At 58.1% G+C, this 19511-nt stretch carries 22 protein-coding genes; all 22 read right to left on the reverse strand.

The window, feature by feature from the left end:
* Positions 1-308 precede the first annotated feature (308 nt).
* Complete coding sequence (locus ACO59D_RS05875; protein WP_485126171.1) at positions 309-1202, reverse strand: patatin-like phospholipase family protein; 894 nt, start codon at positions 1200-1202, stop codon at positions 309-311.
* Between the two features lie 340 nt (positions 1203-1542).
* Positions 1543-2607 (reverse strand): GH25 family lysozyme, encoded by a 1065-nt coding sequence (locus tag ACO59D_RS05880; protein ID WP_485126172.1) that lies wholly within the window; start codon positions 2605-2607, stop codon positions 1543-1545.
* Positions 2597-3298: a C39 family peptidase gene (locus ACO59D_RS05885; RefSeq protein ID WP_485126223.1), complete on the reverse strand. Its 702-nt coding sequence runs from the start codon at positions 3296-3298 to the stop codon at positions 2597-2599. The genes ACO59D_RS05880 and ACO59D_RS05885 overlap by 11 nt, the downstream gene beginning before the upstream one ends.
* Positions 3291-3551 carry a phage holin gene (locus tag ACO59D_RS05890; RefSeq protein WP_485126173.1) on the reverse strand — a complete coding sequence of 87 codons (261 nt, stop codon included), beginning with the start codon at positions 3549-3551 and terminating at the stop codon, positions 3291-3293. Before ACO59D_RS05890 ends, ACO59D_RS05885 begins: the two co-directional genes overlap by 8 nt.
* Complete coding sequence (locus ACO59D_RS05895) at positions 3544-3900, reverse strand: hypothetical protein (protein WP_485126174.1); 357 nt, start codon at positions 3898-3900, stop codon at positions 3544-3546. Before ACO59D_RS05895 ends, ACO59D_RS05890 begins: the two co-directional genes overlap by 8 nt.
* A gap of 1 nt (position 3901) precedes the next feature.
* Positions 3902-4348, reverse strand: a complete 447-nt coding sequence (locus tag ACO59D_RS05900; RefSeq protein WP_485126175.1) for a carbohydrate-binding protein — start codon at positions 4346-4348, stop codon at positions 3902-3904.
* A 150-nt stretch (positions 4349-4498) separates the two neighbouring features.
* Positions 4499-5401, reverse strand: a complete 903-nt coding sequence (locus ACO59D_RS05905) for a DUF6273 domain-containing protein (protein ID WP_485126176.1) — start codon at positions 5399-5401, stop codon at positions 4499-4501.
* Between the two features lie 9 nt (positions 5402-5410).
* The gene (locus tag ACO59D_RS05910; RefSeq protein WP_485126177.1) at positions 5411-6202 is read right to left on the reverse strand and encodes a hypothetical protein; all 792 of its coding nucleotides are present in this window, start codon (positions 6200-6202) and stop codon (positions 5411-5413) included.
* Positions 6199-6615 (reverse strand): hypothetical protein, encoded by a 417-nt coding sequence (locus tag ACO59D_RS05915; RefSeq protein ID WP_485126178.1) that lies wholly within the window; start codon positions 6613-6615, stop codon positions 6199-6201. Before ACO59D_RS05915 ends, ACO59D_RS05910 begins: the two co-directional genes overlap by 4 nt.
* Before the next feature lie 20 nt (positions 6616-6635).
* Positions 6636-8543 carry a phage tail spike protein gene (locus tag ACO59D_RS05920; RefSeq protein WP_485126179.1) on the reverse strand — a complete coding sequence of 636 codons (1908 nt, stop codon included), beginning with the start codon at positions 8541-8543 and terminating at the stop codon, positions 6636-6638.
* Positions 8534-9232 (reverse strand): distal tail protein Dit, encoded by a 699-nt coding sequence (locus ACO59D_RS05925; protein WP_485126180.1) that lies wholly within the window; start codon positions 9230-9232, stop codon positions 8534-8536. Before ACO59D_RS05925 ends, ACO59D_RS05920 begins: the two co-directional genes overlap by 10 nt.
* A gap of 28 nt (positions 9233-9260) precedes the next feature.
* Positions 9261-12002, reverse strand: coding sequence for a phage tail tape measure protein (locus ACO59D_RS05930; RefSeq protein ID WP_485126181.1), 2742 nt, complete (start codon positions 12000-12002; stop codon positions 9261-9263).
* A gap of 297 nt (positions 12003-12299) precedes the next feature.
* Positions 12300-12683, reverse strand: a complete 384-nt coding sequence (locus ACO59D_RS05935; protein ID WP_485126182.1) for a hypothetical protein — start codon at positions 12681-12683, stop codon at positions 12300-12302.
* Positions 12684-12693: 10 nt separating this feature from the next.
* Positions 12694-13290, reverse strand: coding sequence for a major tail protein (locus ACO59D_RS05940; protein ID WP_485126183.1), 597 nt, complete (start codon positions 13288-13290; stop codon positions 12694-12696).
* Positions 13291-13299: 9 nt separating this feature from the next.
* Positions 13300-13629, reverse strand: coding sequence for a hypothetical protein (locus ACO59D_RS05945; protein ID WP_485126184.1), 330 nt, complete (start codon positions 13627-13629; stop codon positions 13300-13302).
* Positions 13626-13997 (reverse strand): hypothetical protein, encoded by a 372-nt coding sequence (locus ACO59D_RS05950; protein ID WP_485126185.1) that lies wholly within the window; start codon positions 13995-13997, stop codon positions 13626-13628. The genes ACO59D_RS05945 and ACO59D_RS05950 overlap by 4 nt, the downstream gene beginning before the upstream one ends.
* Positions 13978-14301, reverse strand: coding sequence for a hypothetical protein (locus tag ACO59D_RS05955; RefSeq protein ID WP_485126186.1), 324 nt, complete (start codon positions 14299-14301; stop codon positions 13978-13980). Before ACO59D_RS05955 ends, ACO59D_RS05950 begins: the two co-directional genes overlap by 20 nt.
* On the reverse strand, positions 14298-14600 hold the full coding sequence (locus ACO59D_RS05960) for a phage head-tail connector protein (RefSeq protein WP_485126187.1): 303 nt from the start codon (positions 14598-14600) through the stop codon (positions 14298-14300). Before ACO59D_RS05960 ends, ACO59D_RS05955 begins: the two co-directional genes overlap by 4 nt.
* An 11-nt stretch (positions 14601-14611) precedes the next feature.
* Positions 14612-15898 (reverse strand): phage major capsid protein, encoded by a 1287-nt coding sequence (locus tag ACO59D_RS05965; RefSeq protein WP_485126188.1) that lies wholly within the window; start codon positions 15896-15898, stop codon positions 14612-14614.
* Positions 15899-15901: 3 nt separating this feature from the next.
* On the reverse strand, positions 15902-16537 hold the full coding sequence (locus ACO59D_RS05970; RefSeq protein WP_485126189.1) for an HK97 family phage prohead protease: 636 nt from the start codon (positions 16535-16537) through the stop codon (positions 15902-15904).
* Positions 16518-17795 (reverse strand): phage portal protein, encoded by a 1278-nt coding sequence (locus ACO59D_RS05975; RefSeq protein ID WP_485126190.1) that lies wholly within the window; start codon positions 17793-17795, stop codon positions 16518-16520. The genes ACO59D_RS05970 and ACO59D_RS05975 overlap by 20 nt, the downstream gene beginning before the upstream one ends.
* A gap of 1 nt (position 17796) precedes the next feature.
* Positions 17797-19425: a terminase large subunit gene (locus tag ACO59D_RS05980; protein WP_485126191.1), complete on the reverse strand. Its 1629-nt coding sequence runs from the start codon at positions 19423-19425 to the stop codon at positions 17797-17799.
* Positions 19426-19511 lie beyond the last annotated feature (86 nt).

Raw genomic sequence — 19511 nt, forward strand, 5'->3', positions numbered from 1 at the left:
CTTGGAATGGCTGCCTCTGGACAGGCCGCCATGCTTTTTCGAAACAGAGGTTACGGGGCTCTGGGTGGAAAAGCCTTAAAAGTATACAGCTTCAGAAGTCTTCGTTTGCAGGTCTTTTCCTCACACAAACTCGACAAAACTCGACCCCCAAAATTACGTCGGGACTGGGGAGTGCAGGCGTACGACGGTCAGCTGACAGAACCATCCCAGAGCGTCGCCCTCTTCTTGTGATTTTTCGCCGGTTACGATTTTTCCGAACGCTTAGCCGGGCCTAACCGGCGAAATCCCACGAGTTAGCTACCGTCAGCCTACAAAAACGCGCGAATCTCATCGAGATGGGCTACAGCCTCTTGGCGACCTTGCAGGTAAAGGCGCAAGAGCGGCTCGCCCTCATGCTCCGAGGTGCGAATGCGCACCGGCTCAGGTGGCAGAAGCGCCAGCGCGCGGCCCTCGGCCTCAAGGCCCGCCAGTTCCTCTCGCTGCGCGTTGTAGCGGTCGGCACGCGTAGAAAGGGCCTGCTCGTAGTAAGGGTAGGCGTCGTAGCGGTGGGTTCTCAAGATGGTGCGCTCGGTGGCTCCGTCCTTGATGTACGTTCGATCCTGTGTGAGCACCACCAGCGCACGGCCTGCGGGCTCTGCACCGGGTACCTCGGGGGCGCCATCGAGCCCCATTGCAACGGCAAAGGGAATCGAGTCTGTAGTGCCACCATCCAGGTAGCGGTGGCCTTCAATCTCGACCACCGTCGAAACGCCTGGCAGGGACGCTGAGGCGCGGGCCTTGGTGGCATCAAACCTCTCGCCTTTGGCCTGCAGGTAGGCGGGCGCGCCAAAAAGCACGTCGGACGCAACGAAGTACATGGGCGTGAGGTCCTTGCTGTACACGTCCATGTCACAGGGGTCAATATGGTTCTGGACCTCGTCGTACATGAAGTCGGCCCCGGCAAGGTTTCCCGTGCGGACCAGCGAGAGCAGCGACATCATGCGCGGGTCATCGCGGAAGGCCAGCATGACACGCATGGTGCGGCCAATCTGACGCGAGCGGAAGCTCACAGCGTTGAGCGCACCGGCCGAGACGCCCCACACGCTCTTGAAGGAGTTGGCGTAGATGCCGTTCTCGAGAAAGACGTCCAACACGCCAGCCGTGAAGATGCCCCTATAGCCACCGCCCTCGAGCACGAGGGCGGGCTTGTCGTTGCTGCCCATAGACCGCCTCCAAAAACGTCCCACCAAGCTGCCGCGCATGGCACAGCCCACCCAACTACAAAAGCGTCGAGCTCCATTACGGAGTTCGACGCTTACGCTTTTGGTGGAGCTTATGAAAAAAACGGCGAACTCTTCTAATACCATCATAAAGCTCGATACGTGTGTCGTGAAAGTGTCCAATAACTGGTTCGTCATAATCGGAACTTATGAAAAATAGCCATTTGCGCGCGCTTGCGTTCGTATGCTGCATATTGATGTAAATGCAGGTACACGGCTCGTTGTAAGCCAATTTAACGGCAAAGTGCGCGGCGCCCCCACAAGGGTGCCGCGCATTCTCGGTTTAGTAGGACAATTTCTGTCCTGGATATATGGTATAGGGTGAGTGAATGCCGTTTTTGCTTGCGATGGTATGCCAATTGACGCCAAGCGATACACCGATGCCACTTAACGTGTCGCCGCTCTTGACGGTATACACACGCGAAGAGCCGACACCTGCGCGGGCGTTCACAATCTTCTGAACCTCGCTGTATCGGCTTCCTAAGACCTTCTTGCGCAGCTCTCCATTCCCGAGCTGTCCACGCTCAACTGCATCTGCAACGCGCTGCGCCGGCATTGTAAGTACGTAATTAATGATGCTCTGCACCTCATCGTACCGGTTGCCGAGCTTGTTCTTGCGTACATCGCCATCGCCAAACTCACCGGCCATCGTACGCGCCGCGAGTTCTAGCGCGGTGCCCTCTACATCATCATTTGGAACTTCAGGCTGCTGCACGTCTACAACGGTTGCCCCAGATGGACTTGAAATCTTGTCCCACCCTTCATCGGTAAGGTAGGCGATATCGAGGTCAAGAGGGGCATCATACCCGGCGAGTCGGCCGTTTGAAGTGTACTGATGAAGCGTTACGGCATTCCAGGCGCCAAAGCCACCACCAGGAAGCCACGGGTTGCTTTGATAGCCTGTGCGCACTGTGTTGGCGTACTGAGCAACCCACAGCGGGTGATCCGGAGCAATGGCGCTCCAATCCTCTTCGGTGAGTACAGAGCGGGATGTGTATACCGCACAACGCACGCCGGTAAGCTCAAAAACGCGGTCAAGGAACCGCTTAGCCTTGTTGGTGCCCACACGCCCGTACATTTCATAGTCAAGCGCGGGCATGCCCTCTTTAAAGTAGTTTTTGCAGTTTGCAACGAAATAATCTGCCTGGGCCAATGGGTCTGCGCCGTTGAAGAAGTGGTAGAAACCCCATTTCTTGCCAAGCTTCTTAGCGCTCTGAATCCACGGGTCGCAAGTGTTGTGGACGATATTCACGCCCTCGGTTGCCTTGCAGATGACGAAATCGCAAGGCACCTTAGAAAGGTCAAGACCGCGTTGATAGTTGCTGATATCGATACCGTTAAGCGCCATAGAATCCACCCCTTATGCTGTAGAAGTATTTGAAATTAACCACCGCAAGCTCATCTGCTGAGAATGGGCGTGAGCTGTTCGTACCACTGTCAGGGTCACGCACCCAGTAGCCCTCATCGTCTGCACGCCAAATCAAAACAACGTGTCCGCCATATTCGGCATCACCAAGAGCGCCCGACATGCCAGCGAAGACAAGCCATCCGCTTTTCACGTCAGATAGCGCGCGGTCTGTCTCGAAGTAGATTCCGCTGCTCTCTATCTGATATTCGGGATAGTGGTTTTCAATCCACAAGCAGAACTTGCCGGGGTCGTTCACATTGTCGGTAAGGCAGCTATCTCCAACGGAGCCTGCAAGTTGAAGAGGCGTTATTCCCTGACGCGTCATGAATTCGAGTGCCATAGCGGCGCACACAAGTCCGCATCCGCTGTTTCCGATGGTTCCGCTTGCATATGGGATGTATGACCATTGCGGGTCTGTCTGAAGCCATAGCGGCATGTTATTTCCTTCGGCAATTGGCCTGTCACGCACGATTACGCTTTGGTCTTGCTCAGCCGCCTTATATCCTTCTTGCCGAGCTTGGATAAGCGCGGTCGCGTCGCCCTCTACGTGACCAACGATTAACAAGCCGCATGGGAGCATTGCCGCGAGCACGCCTGAAAGCACGAGGGCTAGGCTCTTCAACCTACTCATCACGCTTTGGCTTGGGGTAGGTGAGCGCCTGGGTAGAATCGCCAACACCAGCCGTTGTAGGGTCGTTTACGATACCGAGGATTGCAAGCACTGAGAAAAGTGCGTTGATAATCGCGGCAAGCTGCTCGTTAAGCACGCCGAAATCCCACTGATAGCCGAATGGCGCGGCGACAACCTGAATGAGGAGCAGAACGGCAGGAATGAGAGCCAGCCAGAATGTCTTGTTCTTAGCCCTTACGGTGAAGTTAATCATTTGAGTTCTCCTTTTCACTGGATGCGTGTGCGTCCATAAGCTCTTGCCATAGATGTGAGCCGACTCCATTGCCGCCAAGACCGGCATAGACGTCATGCACGCTGTTTGCTTGTTCCTTGACATCGAGCGGTACAGGTCGGTCTGCTTGCACGTATTCTTCGTGCAACCTGAAAAGCTCTGACCTCATAAGTACTCGCATGCCTTTAGCCAACAAACTGAGTTCTATTTTGAATTGCTCGTCGTGTGTGCGCATCTTCTCGCGCTGCGCGTGGACGGTTGCGGTGAGCGCACCGACAACCGCCGTCATGATGATGCCAAACATCGTCAGCGCCATGTCTGCGATATTCACGTCAGCCTTCTGCCACTTCGCGCCAGACAGCGCTTGTTCCGGCAGCGCCGGGTTTCCATACGTTGTTTGCAACGATGGATTCCCAGACCTTCCCGCTATGCTTGACTCGTGCGCCCTGCGAATACGGATTGGTTGAATCAGGCTGAACCCAGTCAGGGATGTCGCTTGTCAGCGTGTCGGTAATGCCAGCGCCAAGCGTCTTAGCCCAAAGGCTCGCCGCAGCCGATGGTGACCAATCGTCCTGCGAGGTGTGCGTTTGAAGGCACGTGTAAAGAGTCCCTTCGTAGTTGACGCGCTCCGACTGTGCATATATATGGCTATTGCCGTCCCACGCCGCATAGAGCGACGGGTTCCTCTCTGCAATGTCGCTAGACAGCGACGGAGCAAGGCCATCGAAGATAGCGAGGATTGCACGCACCTTCTCTTCTTCAGCTTCGCTAAGTGCCATATGCTCGCCTTTCCCTAAATAAAAAAGCTCTCGCAAGGTGCGAGAGCATGCCTGCCATAGATTTGCGCTCCTGCTATCTGAACAGCTTCTCCACCCATGAACGTATGACTGATAAGACTGGTTGGCCTGCTCGACCGACGTAGCGCTTGTTCAGCCTATGAGGAAGCACGGCATCGGTTGTATCAAGTCAGCCGTTAAAATAGAGTTGCTGCCATAGCCATAGTTGCAGACAAAGCATGCGTTGGACAAAGACCCACCAGCAACCGACCGCAGCCACCACATGGCGCGGCCTCCGATGATGCGGCTTGCCGTGTCGTTGAAGATGGGGAACTGCGAATCGAATCCGACAGAATAGCCTTTCGTGCCCCAGAACGAGCAGCCGTACACCTCCATCTCTGAAGGTGACCAAATCTTGCCGATTTCAGCCCAGCTCCATCCGCTCGATTCAGTAAGCTTGGCGCTGCTCGAATAGCGCTCTTCGAGCAGCACTCTCTGCGTCATTATCACGTTCTGCAACGCAGATGGCAGCGAAGGCAGGAAGTCGCTAATCTCCCAGTCGTGCAGCTTCGAGACAAGATACGGGTGCCTTTCTGATGACGTGCCGTTGTTGTCATTCGACTCGCGCCACTGCAAGTAGCTCTTATTGGATGCCTTGCTTCCCTTGACGGTCACCGGCGCGAGCGGAACCATCACGATGTGATGCCCCTTGCCTTTATCGTCGCAATTATAATAGGGGTCGATAGCGCCGATGCGATAGCGCACGGTCTGTGCGGCGACGTTCGCGCCCTCTGTGATGGGCACGTCGATGTAGTCGCCGATTCTAAAACTTGCATAATCGGCGTTACTCACGCGATTTCGAAGCCATACGTAAATGTCGGTACTACCAATCTCGCCGCTGAACGCCGTTGCGAGAGAGCGACCACCATAAGAGTTGATGGATTGCTGACGGTCGTATTCCTCGGCTGTGGTGGCGGCGTTCACCGCGATTCGAGCAGAAGCATCTTTCAAGTCGTATGCCGTTCCGTTGATTGAGAATTTTGACAGGTCTGACATGGTGTCCCCTTAATCAAGTGTTGCCGTCTCGGTGCTCATGCTCGCCTTCACAAGGGTGAGCGTTTCACCCGACAAGCCGACTTGGCGGTCTGCCGGCGCATATGCCGTTTCAGCGATGATGACGTACTTGTCCTGAAGCTCCGAGACTGCGGTGGCAAGCACGTCATTGGCGCACTTTAGCTCTGCAACCAACTCATCTGAAGGCGGTGTAGACGAAGTGATGCCGTTTGCGATGTCAAGCGCATGCGCTGCGGCGACACGCGCGCCTGACGCTGCTGCGGATGCAGCAACGGCGGCGGTATTGGCGCTCGAAGCAGCATCATTTGCGGTAGAAACGGCACGATTCACGGAATCGAGCGCACCGCTCACGCGGTTTGCGGCATCAGCAGCCTTGCTTATGAGGTCTTCCACTGCATTATCCCAGTTTTTCGCCGGCTGCTTTCCTGCCGTGACGCATTTCAAAATCTCGATTGCGAAGCGTTCCGTCGAATAGCGCACGCCGTTCTTCTCGAACGCGAAATAGGCTTCGTCGGTATATCCTGGAACACTGCAAAGCTTGCTCTCGTCCAGGGTGACCGTTGCCACGTTGCCAGAAATGGTAGCCGCGGCGCGGTAGTAGTTCGCCTTGTTTGGCAAAAGAACTTCGAGGTAGGCTGCATATCCTGACAACGCCGCTTCCGCGCCGCCATCGTAGATTAGCGCACGGATTGTGGTACCGCCCTTGTCGCCCTGACCGACCATCAGAAGGTTCGTTCCCAAGCCGTCCTTGCTAAGGTCAAGCTCTATGGTCTGCGTGTTCATTGTGCATCATCGCCAAGCGCGATGTCTTTGAGCGCCGCGAGGGCGTTCTTGAAGGCCGCCTCTGGCGAAATCTTAGGTGCCTTGCGCACGGCGCTTGCGCTTAGCATGTCCGTCGAAGACGATGCCTCCACTGTGGGGAACATAGTGCCTTCAAGCGTATCGAAAACGTTGATGACGGCTTGTATGCGGTCATCAACATACGATGGCTGCACTATTACGAAGCTTTCGTCCTTGTTCTCAGGCTGCTTGATTTCCTCTGCGGTGACAACAGAGCGTGCGCCGTCAGAATCAACAGCTATGAAGACAATCCCACTGTCTGCCGCCTTTCGCAGCGTATCTTGGTCATATTCGGTTATGACGCCCTCGGTGTTGCTGATGGGGTCATGCGCCATGTAATGCGTGATGTATGCCATTTATCCTCCAGACCATAGCGTCATAGGTTGCAGATGGTGCATATGCCGTTTATGAAATGGATACTACGTGTGCCCGTGTACCATCTGATGCTTCCGCTCCCCGCGTCCTCAATACGCGTTATGAAAGTGAATTTCCTATCGCCGGTGTAACCAATGGTTCCAGCATCGGTCGTGTTTGTTGCTGTGTACAGGTGTGGTACGCGCAGACCCAAGTACGTCGCCCCGCTGCAAGCCTGGATATATCCGCCCCTTGCGCCGTTGGCGTACGACGGTATGGAGACCATTTCGATGGTGGGGCTGTTGTTGTAGTAGAAGCGCAATAGCCCGTCCGTCAGTCGCGCCATATACGATGTTGAGTTGCCGGACATCATCTGACCGTTGGCGTTGACGTTGTTCGCGGTCATGTTGTTGGTCGTGAGCATGCCGCTGGTCAAGTTCCATGTGTTGCGTCCAAGGTTATCTGTGAGCAGTCCGGCGCGGATGCGGTCTGCTCTCATGGTTCCGGCGTTGATGCAATCGGCGGTGACGCTTGCGCCCGTTATGAAGGTCTTCCAATCCCATTGTCCTGAGCTTGTGAGGCTTGACGCGAGCCGAATACCACGCCCGGAGATGTTCACCGCCCACATGTTCGAGACGCTGCGAACCGGCAAGCCGTTTTTCGGGTTGAGCGGCACGTTGCTGTAAATCGTTCCAATCTCGAAGGTTTCCACCTTGTAGGTGCCGACGGCGTTGAATTGGTCGTTCAGCGCGTCTTGCAGCTGAACAAGCCAGCCGACAGACGCACCGGCAACCGCGTCGTAGGTCGCGGCTGCTCGGCTGCTCGCCTTGAGCGCCTGACTGACCGACTGCCACATGTCCGCCATGCTATCTGAGAGGTTTCCGAAAGTCACCTTGGCGTCGCCGCTCAGCAGGTCGCGCTCGATTTTCGAGACGCGCCCAGTCAGGCGCACGCCCCTTTCGTTGAAGCCCTTGTCGATAATGGCAACCCTGTCACCTACGGAAACGCCCTCCCAGTCGCGCCCGAAGGCGTAGAGGTCAATGACGCTTGCCTTGTAGCTGACCTTCGGTTCTGAGACTTCTGCAAGATAGGCTTTCGTCTCGGCCAGCAGCTGCGACGCATCCTCGCACTGCTCGTTGACGTAGCTCGTGCAGGCGGGCAGGATAGCGCCGCCGGTGCCGGGATGCCCCCAAATCTTCGTCGCCGCCGTGTCCTCGACATATGACACGCCGCCATTGACGCTTGCAAAGGTCAGGCGCCGCCCATAAGCGCCGCTTTCCGTCTCGACCCCCTTGCCAAAACCGTATACGCGGGTCTTCGGGTTGTCGCTTGCCACCTTGCGGGCGATGTCCTTTATGTCCTTCGTCCACGTAAAGCGCTTCGAACTTGACTGGTTGCCGCGCATCTTGCGCACGTTGACTATGCGCGAAACTACTGCCGAGCCGTTTGTCACGATGGCGGTTTCAAGCTCGCCGCCCCACTTGTCAAGAATCTCGGCAAGCGATTCGCGTGCGCTCTGGTGATATAGGACGGCGCTTGCGCTGGTTGCGACGTCGCACGTCCCGACCGTCCACCGAGTGCCATTGAGCACGCTTTGCAGCGCTGTGGCAACTTGACCTGACGGGCGCTTGTCATCAGTCCAATCGTCCCAAAGCTCGGCAATCGAGTTGACGCCGGTTAACGTCGTTCCAAGGGTACCGTCATCACCGTGCTCGCGGCTCACCTCGTCCACGATGTGCTCGTGGGCCACGCCCTGAGCGTCAATCCAGACGATGTAGTCGCCCTTGCTGACGTCATCAGTGCACGATATCTTGATTTCGTCCGTGCCATCCAGCGCCTCGCTGTGCGTCGCGCTCGTGACGTTCAGACGCTCGAGGTTCGCGCCGAACCGCGAGAAGCGGGTAAAGCCCGGTTGTCTTACTAAAGCCATCGTTCCCACCATTCCAGCACGGCGGTGCCGCTGCTCAATCGGAGTTTTGTGCGCCCGTCAATCGTGAAGAAGTCGGAATCGAGCGTGACGGCGGCGGTGCCGCCGTTGACGGTCGCATGCTCCTTCTCCATATCAACGCGAACGGTGCTGGTGCTCGTGACGCTCGACGCAAGCTTTACCTGCTCGCCCGTGTCAACGTTCTGCACGTACCAAGCTGCGCTTGACGCGGGCTTTGCCGTGATGAGCAGGTGCGTCGGCCTGTCTCCGCCCGCAGCGGCCGTGAACGTTCCGGCAGACACCTCGGCGCGTCGCTTGCGCCCGTAGTAGAAAGGGTCGCCGACATGGAATGTTATCGTCGTTGACGGGCTGTCATCCGTGATTTCCCCGAGGTCGGTGTCTCCGCTCACGATTGCCAGAAGGTATCTCGTCGGGTCATCGGGTAGGAACAGCGGCGCGGGTTCGGCGGCGCTGAGCATCCTTGCCAGCGCGTGCCGAACCGTTGCCACGTCCCTCCTGTCATCGCTTCTCAGCCAGACATCGACCGGCAAATCATACCCGTCGAAGCGTGCTGACTTGAACAGCTCTCCGTCGCACCCGCTGACGCTTTCATAGTTGGCCTTAACGGGCGGCATGATGTGGCGCTGTACCTTGCACATCACGAGGGTGCTCAAATCGTTTCCGTTGAACATCAGATGGTCGGTTTGCGCCCTTTGCTGTCTACGTTGCAACTTGCGCCCCCCTCTGCTTCAGCTTGCTTGCGATACCCATGCCTATCTGCTGCCCAGTCTCATACGCGTCCGCGTTGCCAGAGACCGTGGCGTTTACCTCGACCGCGACGCTTATCTGCCGTCCCGTCTGCTGGCTGCTGAACGCGCTGTTGACGGCGCGCTCGATGAAGTCAAACAGCTGCTTTTCTGGCGCCACGAACTCGCCGCCCGCTTCGCCGACGCCGATGAGCGATGGTTGGTCGAAATAGCCGCCGTGTGCATACCAGTCGATGCTCACGCTCGGCAACGACACGGGGCCGTAGTCGCTCCAGCTCACGTCGAAGTGGGGGAGTTTCGGCGTCGGTATGCTTATGCTAATCCCGCTGAAGGCATCCATAATCTGCTGCGGGATTCCCGAAATGAAGTCCCATGCGCCCTGAATCGGGCTTGTGATGGCGTCCTTTACGCTATCGAAGACACCGGCGACCTTGGAACCGAGACCGGGGAATCCGAGCTTTTCGCCGATGCTGTCAGCGATGTTGATGGCGTTCTGTCGTGCGTTGTCCATCTTGCTCTGAATGTCATCTCGAATCGCGTCGAATGCGGTCGCCGCTTGGCTCTGCGCCGTACTCCAATCGCCGTTCATCGCTGCTTGCAGGGCACTAGCGGCTGAGCTTCCCACTGTCTGGGCCGTGTTCATGTCGTTTTGCACGGCCTGGCCGATGGCGGCGAATGCCGTCTGCGTGCTGGTCGTGAGGTTGTCCCATCCGGTCGAAACGGCATCAGCGGCGCCTTGCGCTAGGCTCCCAACGGTGCTTTTCAGCCCCTCCCAAGCGGTTGATGCTCCGCCTTGGATGTTCTCCCAAGTGTCGGAAGCGCCCTGTTTGAGGGTTTCCCACTTCTCGCCAACTCCGTCTACGAATCCAGAGACTGTTCCGGTGACCTGCTCCCAGATGCCGCCCCAGAACTCGGGAATGCCTGCAAAGAAGTCCTGCACTCCCTGCCACTTGTCCGTAATCCACCCGGTGAAGTCAGACCACAGTTGCTTGCCGGTCTCCGTCTGCGTGAAGAACCATACCAAGCCGGCTACGACAGCGGCGATGCCAGCGGCGACAAACACCCACGGGTTGGCCATGAGCACCGATGCAAGGCCGCTGAAGGCACCAGAGATGCCAGACGTTACGCCAGACAAAGAGGTGCCTAGCTTTGAGACGGTCTGGAAGGCTGTGCCGATGCCCTCGGCCATCTGCATCGCCTTGCCTATGCCAGTCGCAAGACCGCCGAAGGCGACGCCGCCGAGCACCACGTTCGCGGCAAGCTGCTGCTGCTCTGGGGTAAGACCATCCCAGACCTGCTTTAGCCCGTCCGCAATGTCGGCAGCCTTCTGCACGGCTGGCACGAGCGTGTCTAGTATGTCGGCCCCAAGCTCGGCTCCTGCAATCTGAAGGGAATGAAGGCTCTCCTGCATCCTGTCGGGGGCATCCTTTGTTCCCTCGAATGTATCGTTCACGGTACTCGCGTAGTCATCGAGCGAGCCGCCGAGAGCATCGAGATTGATGCGTCCGGATTCTGCCGCGTCGACAAAGGCCATTGCCGACTTCGAGCCAAACAGGTCTATCGCTTCCTGCGTCGCCTGTGCCTGCGTGGCGGGGTCTTGCAGCCTATCCGTAAGGTCTTGCAGCGTCGTGCCGAGGTCGGTTCCGCTCGCAGCGCAATTTGCAGCAGCCTTTTTAAGACCTGTCAGCATCTGGTCTGCCGGAACGCCGGCAGCCTCGAAGCTCCCCAGCAATGCGGCTGAGTCCTGGAGGCTGAGTCCAAGGTCACGGAAGGTGGCACCGTTCGCGTTGACATCGTTCATCAGCGTGTTCACGTCTATGCCGGTTTGCTGCGAGACTGCTTGGAAGACACCAAGCACATTGCCAGCCTGCGAGGAATCAACGCCGAAGGCTTGCATAGCCATAGAAGCGTTCTCGCAGGCGGCAGCGAGGTCAACGCCAGTATTGGCGCTGAACTCAAGGAACTGCACGGATGTCTGCTCTAGCTGGTCTCCGGTAAGCCCGAATCGCGCCGACACCTCGCCAACGGCGGTGCCGATTTCCTCAAACGACGCGCTTGACTGCTTTGCGACGTTCTCGAAAGACTGATTTAGCTGCTCGGCAGCCTCACCCGTCGCGCCAGTCTTCTGTATTACGATATCGGCTCCGGCATCGACTTCGTTGAACGCGGCGACGGCTCCGGTGGCGACTGCGGTGCTCGCGCCCAAGACTGTTTTGCCAACTGTCTCGACGCGTTTGCCGTGCTCTGCCCACTTGTCAGCGTTGTCTTTGAGCGATTGCCCGAGCTGATAAAGATGCGTCTGCGATGCGTCAAGCTCTGTGCCAGCCGCCTTGATTTTCTCGCCATAGGAATCGAGCTGTGATTCGCATTCGATAATCGAGCGCTTCAGCGAATCGTACTGCCTCTCTTCCTCTTCGGTGAGCTGGGCGCCTGACTGCTTCTTCGCTTCGAGTTGCTGCAAAGCCTGTCTGTACGCGTCAAGCTTCTGCTCGGTCTCGCCGTAAGCTGCATTGAGCGTCTTGACCTTCTGCGCTAGAAGCTCGGTGTTGCCAGGGTCGAACTTCAATGCCTTGTTAATGTCGCGAAGGTCGCTTTGGGTGTCACGCGATGCTTTCCGGACCTGCTTCAGAGCGCCTTGCAGCTCTGTCGTGTCGCCGCCGAACTTGATTACAAGCCCCTTGTACGAAACAGCCACGTAATCACCCCTCTTCGATTGTCAGAACAGCGTGAGTGCTTAAGGCAGCGCACCCTTACGGATGCGTTGCCGTTAAGAACTTATGACCAGAACGCCGCTTCGGCCTTCCTCGCCTTCTCGTCCTCTTCGTAATGCGCCGATGCATCGGCATAGAACGCGTTGATTTCGAGCAGGTCTTGCACCTGCAGATAGCTCATCAGCTGAAGGTCTGAGAGCGTCAGGCCGCATTGCTGGCAGTTGTAGATGTATCTCGCATCGCAAGAATCGCTAAGCTCGCTTGGCAGCGGCGGCGCGGTTCTATTTGGCAGGCGCGGCTTCCATGTCCTTTTTCTGCGTTGGAAAAAAGTTGTCCAAAATGATTTGCATCACGTCGAATGCCCAACCGTCTGCACGCCCCAAATCGTATGAGTCAGGAGGGAACTCAGAAACCCATTCATCGAACTTCTCATCGAACTTCTGGTTTGCCGTCTTTACGCATGCGTAGAAGATTTCGAGCATGGGCACGATGGGCGGAAATCCGTACTCGCTCTGTGCGGCGATAATAGCACCCAGAGCTTCGTTGATGTCCTTCGGGCGACGTGTACCGTTCGGGTTGTCTACCGCGAAGCAGCGCGAGTAGACGATGGGCGTGAAGGCGTTGCAGGTTGCTTCGAACTCCTTTTCGCCGACCTTGATAATCATTCCCTATCTCCTATGCTCCTGCTGAAGTCTTGTGCGCGAGGGTGATGTTCACAGCATCGAAAAACGTCTTATAATCAGTTAGGCCGGTGAAGCTGTCATAGCCGCTCGTGCGAATGTCGGTACCGGGAATGTTCACCGGTCGCCACGTGAACGAGTAATCTAGCTTGGCAATCTCAGGCTTATCTTCCTGCGTATCCATATCCTGCTTCGGCTTGGTGAGCTGGCACATGAGCAGGCAGCGGCGGCGTCCGAGGATATGACCCGGCTGCTCGCACATGAAGGCGAACTTCTTGGGCTTCAGATTCGCGCTCAGGATGGTGCGCCCGTCTGCGGCAATCTCGTAGCCAACGAGGTCGGCGATAAGCTGCCGCAGCTCTGGCGTGCCCTCGGTATCGAAAAAGCTCATGGTTCCAGAGCCGCCGTTGTCAATCTCCTTGTCAAGCCAAGGCTCGTTGTCAGCGTAGCTCGTTGCGGTCTCTACGCTCGGCTCCATGCTGATAGAGACGGTGCCCGCGATGTGCACTGGCTTGTCATAAGTGAGCGTATCCTCGTCCTTGACCAAGGCAAAGTGCGAGTTCTTCACGCCGAAGAATCCATTTCTTGGCATTTTGTCCTCCTAGTCCTCGGCGACGTTCACGGTGAACGCCGCTTCTGTCAATCCTTCTGATTCGATTTCCGTGACATCGAGCGTGTAGGGGCACTCTGCGGATTCGAGCGCATCGCGGATGCGCCTCTCGTTCGCGTAGTCGCGGTGCCGCGTGTAGAGCGCCACGTCGTATGGCATCCATGAAAGGTAGTTCCTGTTGTCCGCGAATGCCGCTTCGTTATAGCCGGCGACAAGGCAGATGAAGGGCGGAGACGGCTCTTCGCCATCGGCGAACCTCTGGTTAGCCCACGGTATGCCCAGCGTATCGAGCACGCCGCAAAGCTCCTTCAGCCCTATCATTCTCCGTCACCGCCCATCTCTGCGAACTCGCTTGCCACTTGGTCTGCGACCTCCCTGATTACCCCGTCGCCGGGAACGTGGCCGTAGTCCTTGCCGGTCTGGTTCGTTATCCTGTGCCCGTTCTCCAACAGGTGGGTGAGCTGATAGAGCCGGTTGTGCACCGTGCACTCGGTGCCGGTCTCGTCGTTTTCGGTGTCGGCCTTCCAGCCCTTCTTGTAGGCGCCTGTGCGCGACTTGCTCTTCTGCTTCAAGAGCTTCACGGCGCGCTTGCCCGCTTCTGCCGCGTTCTGCGAGAGGGCTGATGCGTTGTCATCAACACATTCTTTCATGCAGCTGCTGATGAAGCGCTCAATGTCTTGGGTTGCCACGTTCGCCCACCACCTCTGATAGTGTCAGCCGCACGAAGTCGGGGCTTGACCTGTCGACGCGCTCGACGTTCAGGCGCTTGCCGCCGAACTCCACTAGCGGCTCGTCCCTGTAGGCGCTCTTGCGCATCTGCAAGACCGCTTCTGGGTGTATGCCTGCGACTGCGGCGGCGTAGTAGGCGGCGTCGCCCATGCTGAAGACGTTGCAGAAGACCTTGCGCTTGTCTTCCTTCGTGTGCTGCACGCCGTACTCGTCCTTCGTGACAACCTTCGCGATGAGCTGGCAGGTGCCAGCCCACATGCTCATGACGAGCCCCCGAACTCAGAGCTGCCGGCCATCATCGTCAGGATGTCATCGAACGACTGAGCAAGGCGCTCGGCATCCGGGTTGTCCATGCCGAAGTTCGCCTTGCAATAGACCTTGATTGCAAGCCTTACGGTGCCGTCTGCATCATCAGCCGCTTTTGCGGCGACAACGCCGCCCGCGCGCAGACGGGCACGGGCGGCAGTGATGAGGTCTTCGATCTCGGCGTCGTAGTCGGTGCAGTCGGCGGGAATCCTCAGCGCTTCTCGGCACGCGTCAAGCAGCTTCGTCATCTCTGCCATAGCAGCTCTCCTTAGTGGCCAGAGGTGCTACCAATGGTGAGCTGAGCGAACGCCTGCGGAACGACAAGGCCACCATCGAAGAGCAGGTAGCCATCGAAGCAACGCTTCTGCGTGCCCGGCTCGACGTAGGGCGTCACGTCCACGCCATCGAAGATGTTTCCTCGGAACAGGTCGGGATAGCCGGCCTTGATGATGCCGTCAGCCATCGAATCGTCTCGCTTAACGAGCTTGCCGAAGATATGCCCCTCGACGGCAGGGTCTTCGGTCTTCTCGTCGACGAAGTAAGAGCGACCGGTAGAATCCTCGACCATGGCGATGTAGTTCCAGATGGTCGTGTTGTTCGCGTAGATGATGCATCCGGCAGGTGCGGCATTGCCGAAAGTGTTGAGCAGGCCGAGCATCGAGGTGATGTCGGCCTTCGTGAGCTTGCCGGCAGTCTTTGCCGCGATCTTGTTGGCTGCTGCCATGCCAAGAGTCCCATCGACAATCTTTGCATGCACGCGTGCGTTGGCGGCAACGCCGAGCCGCGCACCGGTCTCGTTCACGATGTACTGCTCGAAGCCGTTGATGGACTGAACCGCCATCTTTCGGCTCATCTTCACGGTCTTCTTGATTTCCTCGCCGGTGAGGGTGATGGTGTCGAACTTGTTCTGCTCATCTACAGGAGCTGCGCCCTCGTCGGTGACAGCGGCATCGCCAACTTTGATTGCCGTGTGGCGGATAAGCTCGAACTGGTTGGGGAAGTTGTCCTTGTGAATGTCGCCATAGAGGACGGCGGTGTTGTCGATAAGGCTGAAAATCTGCTGTTGCAGCTCAACGGGGATTACCGCGTCGGCGTTGCTCGTCAGGTGAGTGAAGGCGGCGCGCTTCTCGATAAGGTGGTTGTATGCGTCGCGCTCAGCCTGCGTGAAGTCTGTTCCCTCGACAAGCTGCACGCCGGAACGACGGGCAACATCCTTCACCCATGCACGGCGGGCGACAGAGTTGTAATCGGTCGTGTCGCGCACGCGGGAAACCGAGCCGCGATGGGTCGCTGAGGTTCCAAGCGGCACGGAATCGACCTTGCGGGCGTTGCCGGTCTCGATGGCAGCCCGTGCCGCTGCGACGCGGGCGGCATGACCCTCGCGGCGCTGTGCCGCTGCCGCATTGCGCTTCTCAATCTCTGCGGTGAGGGCGCTCATGTGCTCTGCATCCTCATCGGTCGGCTCGGCAGGCTCGGTGTCGCCGGCAGCGGGCGCGTACTTGTCTATAAGCGCCTGAAGCTCGGCAAGCAGGTCATCCATAGTCAGATCGTCCATTGTCTAAACCTTTCTGCTCTTGGCGATTGCCAATGTCGCCCTTGCCCTCGCAAGGGCACTTTTACGGCGCGCAAGCTCCTTGCGCGACTGCTCAATCGCTCCGTTGAGCAGGTTTCTCGCTGATATTTCGGTGTTCGGGTCAGCCGGCAGGCTGACGGCAGACACATCGAAAACCTTTTTGATTCGCGTGATGGTCGTAGTGTGCGTCTCTCGGTCGTACTCATCTGCGGCGACCGTGAAGGCCCACGACATGCGCGTGATTAGTCCCGATTGAATCTCTTCGTAAAGGTCGCGTGCACCCCGAGAGCGCGACAAGTCGGCAGCGACGAACAGCCCATGTGGGTCAGGCTCTACGATGAGCGTGTCGTTGCTCATACGCGCGAAGACCTTGCCAGAATGGTCATACTGCATGATTACGTCGCTCATGTCGGTACCGCGGAAGGCATCGGGGCTGATAATCTCCGTGTACTTGACACCGTCCCAATCCTCGAAGAGCACGTAAGGGTCATTGAAGGTTGACGCGTACCCCTCGACGTAGTAATCCGTTTTGAATCGCTTGTCCACTGCACCCTCATCAGCCCTTACGTGAAGCGGTGTGGACAGCGCGCGGTATTGTCGGTCATTCGGCTTTGCCGGCATCGTCTACCTCCTTGCTGCCATCGGTTCCGCTGCCGGCGTCCATCGCGGCAACGTTGGCGTTCGTCTCTGCCGCCTGCGCGGCTTGCTCGGATGTGTGCTCGCTGATGAGCGCGAGGTCGATGTACTCGCCGCGTATGACGTGGCGCTCGCCGCCATCGTAGTGCGCCGACTGGAACACGTCGGCGACCTGGTTGCCGCACCAGATGCCACGGTCGAAAAGCCCTACGGCGACGTTGAGCTTTGTCGCGTTGCTCGCGAACTCAAGCCGGTTCGCGGAGAACATGATTGAGTTGCCGTGCGCAATCTCGTTTGCCGTGTAGGTCATGGAGGTGAGCACGAACCCAAGCTGCACGGCGAAAGGCTCGATGCGCCCCTCGTAGTAGCTGTTGTAGGTGTCCTCGTCCGCGCGGTTCGTCACGATGTCCTCGTTACTTCCGAAGAAGCGGTAGGCGCTCTTCTCGATGCGCTCCATCTGCGCCGCATCGACCGTGTAGCTCGTAGGCGTTATCTGCTCGACATCTGAGAAGAGCTTGTCGTAGACGGCGATGCCGCCCGCGTTGTCAGCCGAGAGCTGCGCGTTGAACTGCTTGCGCGCCTTGTCGCGGTCTTCGTCGTTGCGGTTCTGCGAGAGCTTGCCGATGAAGCGAATCGCCGCGCCCTGCTCTATGGCCGTCTGCTCGGCCTCGTTCTGGGCGTGAATCAGCTCCAACGTGGGTTCGAGCACGTTTGTGCCGTCGCCAAAGAGGTCGCTTTGGTACTGATGGCGCGTCATCACGCCAACGCGTGACCACTCGACAAGCACCGAATCGCCCGTTGGGAACGTGAGGTTAAGCCAAAGCTCACCGTCAACGTCATATGCGTCGCACTGGTTGGGCAGAACCGGGTAATACCCTGCAATCATCGAACCGTCGCCCGCGTCGATTGGAACGATGAGCGCCGTGTCGTTGACTTGAAGAAGCGTCCATATGCGCTTGATGAACTGCGGCGTTGTCATCCACGGGTTAGGCTGCTGCCTGAGCGCTCGCGCCGCTACCTGCTGCGCAGAGCCGGAAACCTCCGGCTTCAGCTTGCTCGCATGGTCTGCGCCGCTCTCGATGATGCTGCGCGTCAGCTCGGCTTCGTAGATGCCGCCTTGCCATGTCGTGAACGATGGCGCATAGGCGGTGAAGGTGGAGAAGTAGCCGTTGACTGCCTGCATCTGCGGCTTGTGGAAAACCGCGTCGAAGAGCGAACGCAGGCGGAATCTCGTTTTGCTCAATCTACCCTCCAATCATCGCGTGGTAATCGTCGGCTATGTCTTTCAGCGTGATGTACGCGTCGCATTCGGCAGCCCAAGCGTCGATGCGGTTGCGCGGGTCTTGGTTCTTCTTGTCAGGCTGGATGTTGCCGTTCACGTCCGTTCTGATTGACACGTTCGAGCGGCACCATTCGGCGATTGGGTTCGCGTTGTCAACGATGCGGTTCTCCTTGTAGAGAGACCGCATCTCCTTCATCGGCGTCGAGAGCGTCTTCGCGCCTTGGATGACCTTTTGCAGGTTGTCGGCACCAAAATAGTCCTCGTAGGCATCGACGGTGGGGACGTCGCGCATGTGCCATGGGTCATAGCCGCAGGCGACGGCATAGATGCCGTACTTGTCCTGCACCTCTGCGACCCAATCGAGCACGGTGCGCTTGTCCATGATTGGCGTGTCGCACGTCCGCATGAGGCCGCGTGCAATCCACGCGTCGTAGGGCACGTCATCTCGCCCGCCCCGCCTGCCTTCCCTCTCGGCACGCTCCAAAGCCTGCTGCGGTATCCAAGCCATGTGCAGCGCGTAGATGTTGGGGTCATCGGGCCGCTGCATGAGAAGGCACGCCGCCGTGAGGTCTGTCGTGTCGGCAGCGTCCACGCCGAGCACGGCGTAGGTGAAGCTGCCGTCGCCGGGGTCGAACATCTCGTCGTTGTGAATCTCGGCCCAATTGAGCCAAGCTTGCAATTGGTTCTCGATGAGGTTGAAGTCCTTGACAAGCAGGGTGGGAAGATAGGTGGGGTCATCCTTTGCCTTGGACACGTTCTGGCGAAGGGCAGACGCTGATTTGATGGTGCCAAGCCCCGGGTTCGCCTTAATCCAAGCATCCTCGTCCTCCCATTCCTCGCGCTCGTCCAGCTCGAACACGAACGCGATGAAGCGCTCTGCCTTCTCGCCGGAAACCTTGCCGTCAAGCCACTTGGTCGCGTACTCGTATTGGGCATCGAAGATGCCGTCGCGCACGAATCCGTTGGTCGTGATTTCGAGCACGAGCGGCTGGCGGCGCGCCGATGTGCCCTGCATCGTGAGGTCGTAGAGGTCGCGGTTCTTCATGGCGGCAAGCTCATCGACGATTGCACCTGAGATATCGAGACCGTCAAGATGGTTCGTGTTCGCCGACAGCGCCCTGATGCTGCCCATGTTCAAATCGCAGTAGAGGTCTGACACGCGCTTGCGGATGTGCCTCGCGAGCGCGGGCGACGTGAGCACCATCCGCCATGCGTTGTTGAAGCCCTTCGCCGCTTGGTCGTGCGCGGTGGCCACGTTGTAGACCTCCGGCGCACCCTCGTCATCGTTCACCATCAGGTCAAGCTCGATTGCAGATGCAAGGGCGGTCTTGCCGTTCTTGCGCCCCATGAGCCAGAGCACTTCGCGGTACTGCCTCGCCCCGTCCGCATCCACGAAGCCGAAGATTACGGACAGAATGGCGCGCTGGAACGGTTCGAGCTTGAACGCATGCCCCAAGCGCCCGGACGGAAGGCGGCAGAACGATTCGATGAACCGAACGTGCTTCTGCGCGAACTCCTCGCGGTAGTGGTAGGGATAGAGCGGGTCGGTGTTGTCCATGTCGTGCAGGACATGGGCGGCGGCCTGCTTCATCTTGTCGCATGCCACTATCGCACCGCTGAGTATTCCGCCGAAGTATTCGCGTATCGCTCGCTCGCACGAACCGCCCTTCGGTTCCT

The organism is Tractidigestivibacter sp., from assembly GCF_057241865.1.